This is a genomic window from Stutzerimonas stutzeri, from assembly GCF_000935215.1.
Lineage (GTDB): Bacteria > Pseudomonadota > Gammaproteobacteria > Pseudomonadales > Pseudomonadaceae > Stutzerimonas.
On record NZ_JXXD01000168.1, the window covers coordinates 1 to 12,275 of the forward strand.

Annotated in this window: 9 protein-coding genes, 2 tRNA genes and 1 pseudogene; all 12 read right to left on the reverse strand. The window is 61.2% G+C overall.

Annotated features, from left to right (window positions below):
- A pseudogene (locus LO50_RS17140) lies at positions 1-348 on the reverse strand (hypothetical protein); the annotation flags it as partial.
- Positions 349-372: 24 nt separating this feature from the next.
- Entirely contained in the window at positions 373-1,671 is a 1,299-nt protein-coding gene (locus tag LO50_RS17145) for a membrane protein (protein ID WP_014820570.1), read from the reverse strand.
- A complete protein-coding gene (locus tag LO50_RS17150) occupies positions 1,565-2,875 on the reverse strand; it encodes a glycosyltransferase family 4 protein (RefSeq protein ID WP_044315753.1) in 1,311 nt (436 codons plus the stop codon). Before LO50_RS17150 ends, LO50_RS17145 begins: the two co-directional genes overlap by 107 nt.
- A 62-nt stretch (positions 2,876-2,937) precedes the next feature.
- On the reverse strand, positions 2,938-3,447 hold the full coding sequence (gene rfaH / locus LO50_RS17155; RefSeq protein ID WP_003301332.1) for a transcription/translation regulatory transformer protein RfaH: 510 nt from the start codon (positions 3,445-3,447) through the stop codon (positions 2,938-2,940).
- Between the two features lie 54 nt (positions 3,448-3,501).
- A complete protein-coding gene (locus LO50_RS17160; RefSeq protein WP_044315754.1) occupies positions 3,502-4,245 on the reverse strand; it encodes a WbqC family protein in 744 nt (247 codons plus the stop codon).
- A gap of 22 nt (positions 4,246-4,267) precedes the next feature.
- Positions 4,268-6,478: a polysaccharide biosynthesis tyrosine autokinase gene (locus tag LO50_RS17165; protein WP_044315755.1), complete on the reverse strand. Its 2,211-nt coding sequence runs from the start codon at positions 6,476-6,478 to the stop codon at positions 4,268-4,270.
- A gap of 51 nt (positions 6,479-6,529) precedes the next feature.
- Positions 6,530-7,462, reverse strand: a complete 933-nt coding sequence (locus LO50_RS17170; protein WP_041754751.1) for a glycosyltransferase family 2 protein — start codon at positions 7,460-7,462, stop codon at positions 6,530-6,532.
- The gene (locus tag LO50_RS17175) at positions 7,431-8,993 is read right to left on the reverse strand and encodes a lipopolysaccharide biosynthesis protein (RefSeq protein ID WP_014820565.1); all 1,563 of its coding nucleotides are present in this window, start codon (positions 8,991-8,993) and stop codon (positions 7,431-7,433) included. The genes LO50_RS17170 and LO50_RS17175 overlap by 32 nt, the downstream gene beginning before the upstream one ends.
- 3 nt (positions 8,994-8,996) lie before the next feature.
- Complete coding sequence (locus LO50_RS17180) at positions 8,997-10,199, reverse strand: DegT/DnrJ/EryC1/StrS family aminotransferase (RefSeq protein ID WP_044315756.1); 1,203 nt, start codon at positions 10,197-10,199, stop codon at positions 8,997-8,999.
- 75 nt (positions 10,200-10,274) lie between these two features.
- Positions 10,275-11,048: a hypothetical protein gene (locus tag LO50_RS17185; RefSeq protein ID WP_044315757.1), complete on the reverse strand. Its 774-nt coding sequence runs from the start codon at positions 11,046-11,048 to the stop codon at positions 10,275-10,277.
- Positions 11,049-11,917: 869 nt separating this feature from the next.
- Positions 11,918-11,994, reverse strand: a tRNA-Met gene (locus tag LO50_RS17190).
- 169 nt (positions 11,995-12,163) lie between these two features.
- Positions 12,164-12,240 (reverse strand) — tRNA-Met (locus LO50_RS17195).
- Between the last annotated feature and the right edge of the window lie 35 nt (positions 12,241-12,275).

Below are 12,275 nucleotides of genomic sequence, written 5' to 3' on the forward strand. Positions count from 1 at the left end.
GCGGGGCTTTTCACCCCCGCCGTAGTGCGAGTTGCCGTAGCCGAGGATGAACTGGGTGCTCAGCCCATGAGCGGCGGTTGCCTTCAGGTAACGGTGCCAGGATGGCTCGATTTTCAATTGCCCGGGCCGGCGTTCGACATAGGCCCAGTGGGCGTCGGTGCGCACGGAGGTGATGCCGGCATCGCGCATCATCGCGTAGGCGCGGCCGCTGGGGTCGCCCTTGTGCAGTTCATGGGCACATACGCCGACCACGAAAGGCTCCTCGGTGGTCTGGGCCGGTGTAAACGGAGCAAGGCCAAGCAAGCCGCCCAGCAGCAGGGTGTTGAGCGGGGTAGAGCGCTTCGTCATGTGGATCATCCGTGAAGGTAGGTCTCAGGTCAGGTGCTGCAACTCGGGCAGCCGCTGCGCCGCCAGGTTGTTGCTCGGGGCGCGGGCCGGGGTCAGCACGTGGGAGATCGCCAGGCCCAGGAATAGCGTGGCGATGGACACCTCCAGTACATCCGTGGCCCAGGCCACCAGGCAGATGCAGAAAACGATCGGCAGCAACGCGCTGCGCAGTCGCGAGCCCCGCTCATGCAGGCGCAGCATCAGCGGAAAGGTCAGCAGGTAGAGCAGCACACCGAACACGCCGAGCATTCCCCACAGGTACAGCGCGGTATTGTCGGCAATGCTCAGCAACTCCAGCCCGGGTACGGGATAGACCTTGCCAGTGCTGCCCACCGCGCCGAATCCCGCGCCCCACCAGCCCCATCCCTCACGGGTGATGACCTCGATGAAGTTCGGCCAGCTGTTGATCAGGCGGTCGGCGAACGAGGCCAGCAGCGAGCCGTTGTTGGCGGCGTTGGGGTCCAGGCTGAGCACCAGGCTGGCCATCGGCAGCATCAGGCCGACCAGCACTGCGACGAGAAACGCAGTGGCGCTGGCGAAGCGGTAGGCCGTGACGATCAGCATCAGCAGGGTCAGCACGTAGGCCGCCGCGGTGGATTTGTTGGTGGTCAGCACGATGCCGATCAGCGCTGCGATGTAGAGCATCAGGCGTAGCACGCGCGGCTGGATGAATGCGGCGATGAACAGGCTGTAGATCGCGATCATCACCGACAGCGCGGTGGACATGCGGGCGAAGCCGCCGATGCGGTCGATGTCGTCGAATGCCCACGAGCGGTTGGCGCTCAGTTCCACCTCGCCGACCATGTAGCTGTAGCCCTTCCACGGGACGCTGGTGAACATGTCCAGGGCGATGCCGACGAAGCAGGCAATCAGGCAGAAGCCGATGATTCGGCGCAGCAGTCCGAGCCGCAACTCCACATGGCGGCCGCAAATCAGGCCGAACAACAGCGGAATGTAGATGAACAGGCTGAAACCGATATTGGCCAGTTCGGCGCCATGCATCAGCGCCAGTTGGCTGGAAGTCACCAGCCCCAGCAGTACCAGCCAGAAGGCCGGCCAACCGCGGTAGCGCAACAGCTCCAGGCCCAGTGCGATCAGGCAGGCAACCTTGGGCAGGTACAGCAGCCAGGAGACTCCGGCCATGTCGAAGTAGTAGCGCAGGGCGCCGGAGAAGGTTTCAGTCAGCAGCAGCGAGGCGACGACCAGCGTCAACAATGTCGGCTTGTCGAAGGCCAACGGATTCGAGTCGCGTCGCCGCGGGGTAATCAGCAGGCTCTGGTTCATGGTGGATTCTCGTTCCCTGAAGTGTTTCACGCAGGATGGTCTGGTATTGATCCAGCATGCGTTCCATATCCAGCAGCGGCAGCACGCTGGCCCGTGCCTGGCTGGCGAGCCGCTGCCGCAGTGCGCTGTCGATGTAGAGCCAGAGCATGGCGATGCCGAGTGAGTCGGGATCATCGGGCGAGCAGAGCAGGCCGTTGCATTCGTCGCGGATGATCTCCGGCAGCCCGCCCATGTTGCTGGCGATCACCGGCAGGTTGTTGGCGCAGCCTTCGACGGCCACCAGGCCGAACGGCTCGCCCCACAGCGACGGCACCACCAGCACGTCGATGCTCTGCATGAACTCGTCGCTGTCGCAGTAGCCGAGAAAGCTGACCTTTTTCGGATCGGCCATGGCCTTCAGCCGGGCTTCGTAGTCCAGCTTGCCGCGCCCGGCGATATCCAGCCGCGCATCGATGTCCAGCCGTTGGAACTGCTCGATCAGCCAGCCGACGCCCTTGTTCTCCGACAGCGTGCCGATATAGCCGAAGCGCAGTGGATGGTTGCTGCGCTGCCTGGGCTTGCTGCCCTGACCGGGGTTGGCCGGCGTGCAGTTGTGCACCACATGCTGGCGCGCGCCACTGAAATAGCCCTGTGCGGTGATGCGCTCGAGCACGAAGCGGCTGACGCCGATCGCCGTGGCCACTTGCGCTGAGGCGCCGGCGTGGCGGAGACGGAACACCGAACACATACCGCACTGGCGCTGGCAGCTCTTGCCGTGGTTGAACATGGTGTCCTTCGGGCAGAGCAGGTACAGGTCGTGCAGCACCTGGACGATCGGCAGGCCGGCGGCGGTGATTTCGTCCCAGGCGGAAATCGACCAGCCGGTGAGGTTGTTGCAGACCACGATATCCGGCTGCTCCCGCGCGATCACCTCGCGCACGTGACAGCGCATGTCGCGGTTGTAGCGGTCCCGGTAGTGCCAGCCGAGGCGGGCGACGCGACTCGGGCGCTGCTGGGTGTAATGCCAGTAGCTGTTCGCCAGGTTGGCGCGATAGACCCGCACACCGTCCTGAATCTGCATGTTCAGCCCGGCATCCGGGCCGGTCGCCAGCACTGCCACCTCACAACCACGCCGCTGCAACCCTTCGGCCAGGTGCCGGAGGATGACTTCTGCGCCGCCGCCGACATGCGGGGTGTAGAACGCATTGAGGAATAGGATCTTCATCGGTTGGCTCGCTGATTGAACCTGTCAGGCTGCTCGCATGGCCCTACGGGCACTCGCCTGGCTCAGGAGTAGCACTGGAGATAACGGGTGGGTACCCGGACCTTCTGCTCACGCTGCAGCAGGTTGAGCAGGATGACGGAGCGTTCTTCGCCGTCACTGCTGACGAAGATCGCTTCGATGTCGCTGAAGCTGCCCCCGCTGACTTGGACCCGTTCGCCGGGTGAGAACGGCGCAGCCGCCATGGTCTGCGGCTGGGCGAGGCGCTGTCGCAACTGTTCGATCAGCTCGTCGCGTACCGGCGTCGGCTGGCCGCCGAAGCTAACTACGCGGCTGACACCACGGGTGGAGCGGATCGGGTACCAGTTGTCGTGAATGCAATCGAGCCGGATGAACAGGTAGCCCGGAAACAGCGCCTCGCCGGACTTGGTCCCCTGTGAGCCGCGCAAGGGCGCAGGCGCCTTGAGCGGGCGGTAGCACTCGAAGTGCTGGCGCAACAGGTGCTCCTCGGCGCGGGCCTCCTGGCGAGGCTTGGTCTGGATCAGGTACCAGCGTGCGGTAATGCTCGGTGTCATGGGATGTCCTTCCCTGATTGGCCTGCCCGAATCCCGATGGCAGGCGGAATGTCGTCACGCCAGTGTCAGCGTTGCCCTTTTTTCCTGTCCCTCGACCACGCTGAAGCGCTGCAGCAATTCCTTGATCTCTTCGCGGCTGTTGAACATCAGCACGTCGATGATCGACAGCGACGGCACGAACGGATGCTTGAGCTGCGCGTAGGTGACCTCATCCATGCGCAGGAAGCGCAACAGCAGACCGTCGGCGCGGAAGCGGGCAGGGCAGTACAGCTCCATGCCGCCGATGGGGTTGAGGTAGAGCTCGCCGTCCATCCGGTGGGTGATCTGGATGACGCGGTCCTGCATGTCCATCTTCGCTGGCAAATCGAGGCTGGAGCCGCGATAGATCGGTGTGCGGATGTTCAGGTAAGCACAGAGGCAGCGCAGGGAGTTTTCGGTGAACAGCGCCAGATTGCGTTCCGGGCACTGCAGGATGCCGCGGATCAGCGGCAGCACCGCATCGCGCTGGGGTGCCTTGGCGTAGCAACGCTCGAGGGTCAGCATCAGCCCCGCGGCTTCCTTGTCGAAGTCGTCGCAGAGCCAGCGCTCGTTGATGCGCTCGGTCTGATGGCCCTTCTTCAGCGGAAAGCTGATGAGCTTGGGTTGGCCATTGACGAGAATCCGGTTGCGGTTCATCCAGGAGCCCCTGACGAATTGCAGGTCGTCACCCAGCACGAATACGTCGCTGAGCGCGATCAACTGAAAGTAGCCCAGGTACGGAAATAGGTAGGGCTGCATCATCGAGACGGTTCTGAGCACGGTGCACCTCCTTGTCTGGCGATCAGGCTTGCTGGGTGTAGGTGTAATAGCCGTAGGCGCCGCTGTCGTACGGCGAGGTCGAGGCCTTGCGCTTCACGGCATTGAGGATCACGCCTTTGAGCAGCACGCCGTTCTGCGCGAGCCGCCGCTTGGATGCATCGATCTGCGAGCTGGTGCTGAGGCCGAAGCGGGCCACCAGCAGGTTGGTACCCGACTGCTGGGCGACCAGTACGGCGTCGGTCACCGCGAGCACCGGCGGCGTATCGATGATGATGAAGTCGTAGAGCTTTTCCGCTTCACGCAGCAGGCGGGAGAAGTTGTCGTGCATCAGCAGTTCGGACGGATTCGGCGCGGAGAACCCGGCGGAGATGAAGTGCAGGTTCTTCTGCTCGGTGCGGTTGGTGATCTCCGCGAGGTTCAGGCCACTGGCCAGTGCATCCGACAGCCCGTGACGCGGCGCCATGCCGAACAGGGTATGCAGGTAGCCGCGGCGCATGTCGGCATCGATCAGCAGCACGCGCTGGCCGGTCTGCGCGATCACCGCAGCAAGGTTGCTCGACACGAACGACTTGCCAACCGAAGGGGTCGGGCTGGTGATCATCAGCACTTTGTTGCGCGCCTCGAGCATGGCGAACTTGAGGCTGGTACGCAGGCTGCGCAGCGATTCGACCGCCAGATCGGTCGGTTCGGTGAGGCTGAGCAGTCGGGTCTTGCCGTCGCGGCTCTTGCGGCTGCGATTGAGCTGATCCTGAGAGGCGCTGTAGGGCAGGCCGGCATAGACCGGTACGCCAAGCTTCTCGATCACGTCCGGGCTTTCCACACCGCGGTAGAAGGCCTGGCGCAGCAGGATGACTGCCGCCGAGACGAGCAGGCCGACGAAGATCGCGATGGCCACCACCAGCGGTTTGACCGGTTTCGACGGCTTCTCGATCATCGAGTAGGCGTTGTCGATGATGCGCACGTTGCCGATGGTGCCGGCGCGCAGGATGTCCTGCTCCTGTGCCTGGTTCATCAGCAGCGTGTAGGTCTGGGTCGTGACTTCCATGTCACGTTGGAGGCGCAGCAACTCCTGCTGCGTCATAGGGAGGGCGTCGACCTTCTTCAGCAGCTGCGCCTTTTGCGTCTGCAGCTCGTTCATCTGGGTGATCAGCGTGCGATAGGTCGGGTGCTCGCGGGTATAGAGGCGGTCGTACTCCACGCGCTTGAGCGACAGTTCGGATATCTGCGTTTCCAGCGCGACGATCTGGTCGAGCACACCCTTGGTCTCGATGCTGATATCCACCGATTTGGAGCTGGTCTGGTAGGCATTCAGCGCGGCTTCGGCCTTCTCCAGCTCCTTGCGCACCTGAGGTAGTTGAGAGCGCAGGAAGTCCAGGCGCTGGGCCGCTTCTGCCGAGCTGCGCTGGATGTTCTGGCTGACGTACAGCCGGCTGATCTCGTCCAGCACATGGCTGGCCAGCTGCGGGTCCGGGTCTTCCAGGGACATGTAGATGATCCCGGAATCCTTGCCGGCCTCGCCGACCTTCAAGCGGTTCTGGTAATCCAGCGCGGTGGTCTGCGGGCGGTTCCTGACTAGTTGGAATTCGGTGCCAGGACGCGCTTCCAGCTGGGCGATCTGCACCTTGAAGCCCTGGTTCTCCACAGCTTCATTGACCTGGCCGCGCAGAATCAGCTGCTGCTCGTCGTCATGCAGCGTGAAGCTGCCGGCCGTGCCGGCGATCAACGTCAGCTCCACGCCCAGATACGCTTCGGGCACATCGAGCTGGAATACTTCGAGCTTTTCCCCACCCCACGCATAGCCGGTCAGGCCGAACAGCGGGGTGGCCAGCGCGCCATCAGTCGCCGGGTCATGCTTGCGCGCCATGAAGGCGCCGAACACCGGGAAGTGATGGGGTTTGGCGACGATGTAGAGCTTTAGCTCCTCGACGGCTCTGCCGAGCACGGCGCGGGATTTGAGCAGGGAGATTTCAGTGACCGCCTGGGACACCGAATCCGGCCGGGCCGATATTTCCGGCACGCCGGTGATCGCGGCTTTTTTCGGTTCGATCTGGATCATCGCGGTCGCCTGGTAGATCGGCGTGGCGATCAGGGCATAGAGCACGCCCAGTGCAGCGAAAAAGCCGGTAATGGTGACGATCAGCGCCTTGTGATCGTAGGCGGTGCGCATTATTCCGGCGAGGTCGATGCGGTTGTCCGCGTCATATTCCAGCGAAGAGCGGGTCAAGGCAGTCATTGGGAATCCTTCCTCATGGTGCGTTTTTGCAAAGAAGCGGGGTCGGGCTGATCAGCTCCTGGCCAGCCGTGGGCTCAACCGGCGTAGCAGGTTGAGGCTGATGTTCTGGGCGATGGTTGAAAGCGCCTGGATCTTGCTGAACGGCGAGATCAGCGATAGGCACTCGCCGAACACCTGGATCAGGAAATACTCGTAAAGCGCGTTATTGCCGATGCGGTTGTAGTAGCGCGCCAGCGAGTAGTGGGCGTGCATGGCCATCTGGATGCGCTGCCGGCTCGGCTGCATGGAGAAGATGCCGCCCTCGTGCACGCGGTAGGCCGCGGGGCTGATGCCTTCCATGAACTTGCCTTTGCCGTAGGCGCCGAGCAGCGACCACCAGCAGATATCCAGCACCTTCACGCCGAGCAATTCCGCTGGCAGTTCCTGAATCAGGTTGCGAAAGCACACGGTCAGCGTCGAGAGCGGGCGGCCCTGCATCAATTCCAGCGCCGTGGCGTCCTTGCGTAGCTTTCCGGTCAGCTGCGGGCTCTGGATGATGCCCTGGCTGTTGAACATGAACGCATCGTGATAGGTGATCACGTAGTCACGATGCTGCTCGAGAAAGTCCACCTGCTGCTGCAGCTTGGTCGGATCGGTCCAGTAGTCGTCGCCTTCGCAATAGGCGATGTATTTGCCCCCCGCACGGGCGAATAGCCGCGTGCTGAATGGCACGCCGAGGCTGAACTGATTCTGCGTCTGGTAGATCGGCTTGATGATGCTGGGGTAGCGCGCCGCGTAGTCGGCGATGATCGCGGCGGTGGTGTCAGTCGAGGCGTCGTCGTGGACGATCACCTCGAAAGGGAAATCCGTTTCCTGCTGGAGGAAGCTCTCCAGCGCCTTCCTTATAAAGGATGCGTGGTTGTAGGCCAGGCAGACGACGCTCAGCAGCGGTTCGGTCTTGCCGCCCCAACGTTCAATCAAGGCTTGCTCGCTCTTCAATTCCATTTTTGGATGCTCGCTTGGTGATGAGTAGATGAAGCTTGAGTAGCAGTGATTTCGAGGTCGCCGCGACCAGCAGCAGGCAGATGAACCCGCTTACGGCCAGCGCGATCAGAATGTCGAAGCGGTTGTCGCTGACGATCAGCAGGAACAGCGGCTCGCCCAGCGCCACGCCGATCACGGTCGCGGCGGTAATCCGCAACATGTCTCGTGCCCAGACGCCCTGCAGGCCCGGAGCAAAGCGCCGGTGCACCACCGGCGGCCAGATCACGAAGGTCGCCAGGCGCAGGAAGAACCACGCCAGTGCGGCACCGTAAGCGCCGTGTGCAAGCGCTGCGTAGATCACGATCGGCATGCTGATGGCGGTGGAAACCACGCTGTACCAGATGTGCAGGCGCAGCTGGCCGTAGGCGTACTGCAGGTAGAACTGGAAGGCGCCGACCGCCATCAGTGCGCTGCCCGGCACGTACCAGAACAGCATGCGTTCGCTCCATTGGGCAGCGGCAGCGTCGCCAGTCCAGGCGAAGATCAGCGCCTGACCGTGCCAGGCGATCACCGCAGCCATGGGAAACAGCACGCTGCAGACGAAGCGGGTGGCGTTCAGGTACAGCCGCTCCATCTCGGCGATTCGCCCTTCGGCCACGAGCATGGTCATGCGCGGCAACAGCGTCTGCACCAAGGGGTTGGTCAGGGTCATGATGCCGGTGGTGATCAGCGCCACCAGCGAGAAGTAGCCGTACTCCTTGAGCAGCAGCACCTTGGAAAGCAGCACTTTGTCCAGCTGGGTCAGCACGATCCACAGCAGCGAGGTGAAGAACATGCCGCCGGCGAATGGCAGCACCGGCTTGACCACGCGCCAGTCGATGCCGGTGAGCAAACGTGGGCTGGCCAGTTGCACATAGGCCTTGCTGGCAAAGGCCAGCGTTTCCACCAGGGCGACGGTTGTTTGAAACAGGAAGAAGTCCAGCGGGTCTTGCGAGACGTAGGCGACCAGGAACAGGCCGCCGAAGTAACGCAAGGTGGCGATCAGTACGTTCGTTGCGTTCAGCCAGCCGTGCAGCTCGACGCCCTGCAGTCCGCTTTTGTAAAGGGTTGCGTAGAGCCTTAGCCCGACCATCAGGCCCATCAGGCTGATGCACTGCATGATGGTGACGGTGCTCAACTCGCGCGCCTGCAGCCAGGTTCCGGCGATCCAGCCGCTGCTAAGGTAGATCGACACGCAGGTTGCCAGCGCGATGGGCAGCAACAGCAGCTCGAACGAGCGCAGCAAGCGCCCGGCGGGGCCGGGCGCAGCGGACAGGTCGCCCTGCCCGCGGTAGTGCGCTACTTGTCGCACCAATGCAGGCGACATCCCGGCATCTAGCAGCTGCAACCAGGCCTGGAGCACGGCGAAGAAGCCAATCAGGCCGTAGGCTTCGGCGCCGAGGTGCTTCAGGTAGAACGGCAGGATCAGAATGCCGACAAGCACGGCATACGCCTGCCCGAGGTAATTCAGGCTGGTATTGCGGATCACCGATGACCGCTTGGGATCTGACATGAGTTACTGCTGGCCTCCGGATGTCAGGGGCATGCGCGGGTATTCGGCGCCCGGCAGGCGCTCCGTGGCGCTGAACAGCCCGAACGCTTCGGCAAGGGGCTGGAACAGCGTGCGGCTCGACTGCTCACTGTGGATTGCCTCCTGGATCAACGTCTGCATGACCTTCTCCTGCACCTTGCGCGGCAGCCCGGGATAGATCGGCAGGCACAGGATCTTGCGACTCAACGCTCGCGAGCGTGGTTGTGGTACCTGCGGCTGCAGATGGTCGAGCGTGTCCAGCGAGGGGTAGAAGTAGCGGCGGGGGTTGATGCCGTTCTCGTTCAGTTGCGAGCGGCAGCGCAGCAGCTGGCTTTCGTCGGCAAGGGCAACGGGAAAATAGCTGTAGTTGCACTGGGATTCGGGCTGCGGTCGTTGCAGCTCGAAATGCTCGCCGAGGCGCCGCTCGTAACGATGGCCGATCTCCGCCCGGCATTCGAAAATCAGCTCGATGTCGTCGAGTACGCACATGCCCATCGCGGCAGAGAACTCGTTGAGCTTGGCGTTGATGCCGATGCCTTCGATCTGGTCGGTGTCGACGATGCCGAAGTTGCAGAGCAGACGGATGCGGTCGGCCAGCGCGTCGTCGTTGGTGACGATGGCGCCACCCTCGATGGTGTGAAACAGCTTGGTCGCATGGAAGCTCAGCGTGCTGATATCGCCCCAGTCGTAGACCGACCGCCCTTTGTGACGAACGCCGAACGCATGGGCGCCGTCGTAGACGACCCTCAGATTGTTTTTGCGCGCGATCTGCTCGATGCGTTCGACATCGCAAGGATTGCCGAATACATGCGTCGCGACGATGGCGGAGGTGTCGGGCTGGATATTTCGCTCGATCTGTTCCGGGTCCAGATTCCAGGTCGCCGAATCGATGTCGGCGAAGATCGGCTTGATGCCTTCCCATTGCAGCGAGCTGGTGGTGGCGACAAAGCTGAAGGGGGTGGTGATGGCGCTGCCGGTCAATCCCAGCGCTCGATAGGCAATCTGCAGCGCGATGGTTCCGTTGTTGGTGAGGATGATGTTCCTCACCCCGAGGTAGTCCTTGAGTCGTTGCTCGAGTGCAGTCACTAACGGTCCGTTGTTGGTGAGCCAGCCGGTGTTGTAGATCCTGTCGATGTAAGCCTTGAACTTGTTTTTGCTGCCCAGGTACGACTTGGTCACGTTGATCATGGTGATTTCCTTATCGAAGCTCAGCCGCCCCCGAATGGCATTCGGGGGGTATCGCTGGGTGCTACAGATGCGCGCTCAGACAGGTTGATGCGCGCCGATTGCGCTGGCCTGCCGTGCCCTGCGTTGGTTGTGCCTGAGGATCATTCGAGTCATCAGGCTGCCGGCGTGGGGATCGCCGTAGTGGAAGATGGCGGTAGCGCGCAGCTGCGCCGGATCACAAGGCTCGTTGGCATGCAGGGATCGATAACCCCAGAACAGGTAGAGATTGCCCGGTACCAGCTGCAGGCGCTGTGGCTTGAGCAGCCCGAGGCCTATCGCGCAGCTAATCAGTTTGCGGCTCAACTTGTTCTGCAGCAGTGCTTTCTCCACCACGTTGACCAGCACGTACTTGCGAAGCTTGCGCAGGTTGGGAAACACCAGCAGGTCGCCGCGCTGGTCGCCGTCCTGCGGGATTTCCACAGGTAGCAATGCCGTTACCAGAGAAGCGTCGTAGTGGAAGCAGTTCGACTCCTTGCGTCCTGTCTGCCCCTGCACGCATCGCATCACCAGGTAGATGCGCTTGCTTGGCGCCGCCTTGCCCGCGCCGAGCTGGTAAACGTCGTCCAGCAGCGACTGGAACTCCGGCGCGCTGCTCAACGTGGCAAGTAACGAGCCCGCTACCTGTTCACCGTCGTGATGAGCGAAATATTCCCCGTGATGCTGTCGAGCCTGCTCGTGAACCTGCTCGCGCAGTTGAGTTAGTTGCAGATTGTTCAAGTAGCCGGGTATGCAGGCGTAGCCATTCTGATTGATATCCCGCGCAATCAATGCCTTGTCCTGATCTTCCGTTCCATAAAAGATTGTTGACACTGTAGTTCTCCCTGCGCAAAGACGAGGCGAAACGGTTTGTCGAGCCGCAGCTACTACACGCTGCTGCTGATCGGCGTCCTGGGTGGGAATAAAGAATTACGGCGTAATGCCTGGGCAGTAGGCTTTTAGCCTGTGACGAAAGTTAATGCCGATCTAAAATATTCTTTTATTTAGACAAAGCTACCGCCATCGACTTATTTACATGTCGATTTGAATAGCTTGTACGTATTCCCCGTCATCTGCGATCGGCTAACGTCCGCGTGTGACCTTGAGAGAATCAGGCATGGCTACCGCACTCCGGGCACTCTGCGAGCCCCGACTCTCTCAATGATTATGGCGAACGAGCCCGCATCGCTTTACTAAAAGCGATACTAATCAGGCAGGGGGTTTAACTCTTGCGCCGCAAAACTTGACCTGTCCAGTTGGTCTTAAACTGCTCTGCAACGTATTGCTCCCTGTTGCGAATAGATATCCGTCATAACGTGAACCAAGTCAAGCTAGGGAGCCAAAAAAAAGTTGTGGGTGAAGGTTGCGAGGTGTTTATGAGAGCCAAATTATTGAGTTGAAAAGAGTTTTGTTTTTGACGCTGGCTGGCCTAGCGCTATCATGAAAGGTTATAGCGAATGTGGTAATTAGCTCTAAGCTGAATAAACCATCTGCTCCTTTGCTGGCCATAAATGACGTATGCATAAACAAAGGGAATATTATTCCGACTATGCTGAGCAACTATTCGGATAAAGAGTTAATTCTACGGACCCGTTGTTACAAGACGCGGCTGACTGGCCGAAAGAGGGGGGTGCTTGTCTGTACGTGACAGAAAAGACGCGCAAACGAAGAAGGCCACTCGTCTGAGTGGCCTTTTCGTGATTTGGTTGCGGGAGCCGGATTTGAACCGACGACCTTCGGGTTATGAGCCCGACGAGCTACCAGACTGCTCCATCCCGCGTCTGTGGGGCGCATTCTACAGCCCGGTTACCCGTTGTCAATCAAAAGGAAGGAAAAAAGCGTATTTCATTCAAAAGGTTAGCGATTCATGCGAGGTCTGGTGCCAACACGAGCGCCTCAGAGTTTTGCGCGCACAAAAAAAGGCCACTCATCTGAGTGGCCTTTTAAATTGGTTGCGGGAGCCGGATTTGAACCGACGACCTTCGGGTTATGAGCCCGACGAGCTACCAGACTGCTCCATCCCGCGACGCGCATTCTACAGCTTTGAACGCGGCTGTCACG

What these genes read in the sequence shown, in the direction of transcription:
- LO50_RS17170 (WP_041754751.1), bottom strand. Translation starts at nt 7,462, where the DNA reads ATGGAATTGAAGAGCGAGCAAGCCTTGATTGAACGTTGGGGCGGCAAG.
- LO50_RS17165 (WP_044315755.1), bottom strand. Translation starts at nt 6,478, where the DNA reads ATGACTGCCTTGACCCGCTCTTCGCTGGAATATGACGCGGACAACCGC.
- rfaH (WP_003301332.1), bottom strand. Translation starts at nt 3,447, where the DNA reads ATGACACCGAGCATTACCGCACGCTGGTACCTGATCCAGACCAAGCCT.
- LO50_RS17180 (WP_044315756.1), bottom strand. Translation starts at nt 10,199, where the DNA reads ATGATCAACGTGACCAAGTCGTACCTGGGCAGCAAAAACAAGTTCAAG.
- LO50_RS17150 (WP_044315753.1), bottom strand. Translation starts at nt 2,875, where the DNA reads ATGAAGATCCTATTCCTCAATGCGTTCTACACCCCGCATGTCGGCGGC.
- LO50_RS17175 (WP_014820565.1), bottom strand. Translation starts at nt 8,993, where the DNA reads ATGTCAGATCCCAAGCGGTCATCGGTGATCCGCAATACCAGCCTGAAT.
- LO50_RS17145 (WP_014820570.1), bottom strand. Translation starts at nt 1,671, where the DNA reads ATGAACCAGAGCCTGCTGATTACCCCGCGGCGACGCGACTCGAATCCG.